Annotated in this window: 1 protein-coding gene; it reads left to right on the forward strand. The window is 70.2% G+C overall.

Going from position 1 to position 1,351, the window contains the following annotated elements:
- Positions 1–1,043: Ig-like domain-containing protein (locus tag AC1DWC_RS26660; RefSeq protein ID WP_477912896.1), on the forward strand; the 1,043-nt coding region annotated here is incomplete at its 5' end.
- Between the last annotated feature and the right edge of the window lie 308 nt (positions 1,044–1,351).

Here is a 1,351-nt window from a genome sequence, read left to right on the forward strand (position 1 = left end):
CGTTCGAGTTCTCGTACAAGGTCGGTGCGAACTGCGATCGTGACGTCGCGATGAACACGTGGACGGACTACTCCGGGTCGCTGGGTTCGGGTAGCTACCCGAACAAGGGCACGACCGTGACGGTGAGCAAGAACGTCACCACGACGGCGCTGGCCGCGGTGCCGGCGGGCGTCCAGGTGGGCCAGGCCGTGCCGCTGAGCGCGACGGTCACCGGAGGTGCCGCGGGCAACAACGTCGAGTTCTTCGACGGCGCGACCAAGATCGGCCAGGGTGCACTCGACGCTGCCGGCGTCGCGACTCTGACGTGGACCCCCGCCGAGCGCGGTGCCCATGCGCTGTCCGCGAAGTTCGGGGCGACCGACAAGGCGCAGGGTTCGCAGTCGGCCCAGCAGAACATCCAGGTCGCGCAGTCCGACGCGGTCTCGTCGACGTCGCTTGCCCCCATCGTCGACGCTCAGGTCGGGCGGTCGAGCACCCTGAAGGCCACCGTTTCCCCGGCCGGTGCCGGTGGCAACGTGGTGTTCAAGGACGGCGCCACGACGCTGGCCGAGGTTCCCGTCGCCGCCAACGGCGAAGCTGTGTACTCCTGGGTGCCGGCCACCCCGGGTGCCCACGCGATCACCGCGACGTTCTCCGGACGCACCGGTGTCACCGGCTCGAACGCCTCCGCCAACGTGACCGTGGCGGCGCAGCCGGCCGAGAACTCCAGCTCGACCACCGTGCTCACCGTCGGTGAGAACCTGAAGGTCGGCCAGGCGTCGACCGCGTCCGCGAAGGTCACCCCCGGCAACGCCGGCGGGTCGGTCACCTTCAAGGAGAACGGTGTCGTGATCGGCACCGCCACCGTCGACGCGAACGGCCAGGCGAGCATCGCGTGGACGCCTGCCGTCGCCGGCCAGCGCAGCATCGCGGCCGAGTTCTCCGGTGCCGGCACTGTCAACGCGTCCGCGGACAGCGTTTCCGTGGCCGTGTCCGAGGGCATCCCCGGCGGCGGGGAGAACGGCGGCGGCACCGGCAGCCTCGGCTCGCTCTTCGGCAGCTAGGCGCAGCACCACACAACTGATCAGGGCCTCGGGCCCCTCGCGGCCACAGCGCAGCGGGGGATCCGAGGCCCGATTGTTCGCGGCACCTTCGGTTTCCGGCTGCCGTCTCGGTTCGTCGTTTGAGAGGAAAACATGTCTGTAGGTAACACGCGCCGGATCGTCGGTGGCCTCAGCGCGGTGGCCATCGCCGCCGGGTTCGCGGTCACCGCCGGTGTCGGCATGGCTGGTGCGGCGCCGAGTTCGGTGTCCTGGGCCGACGGCAACAGCAACTTCACCCGGACCGTCAGCAACACGACGCCGGTCGAGGG

The sequence above is a fragment of the Rhodococcus sp. P4_C10 genome, assembly GCF_056402135.1.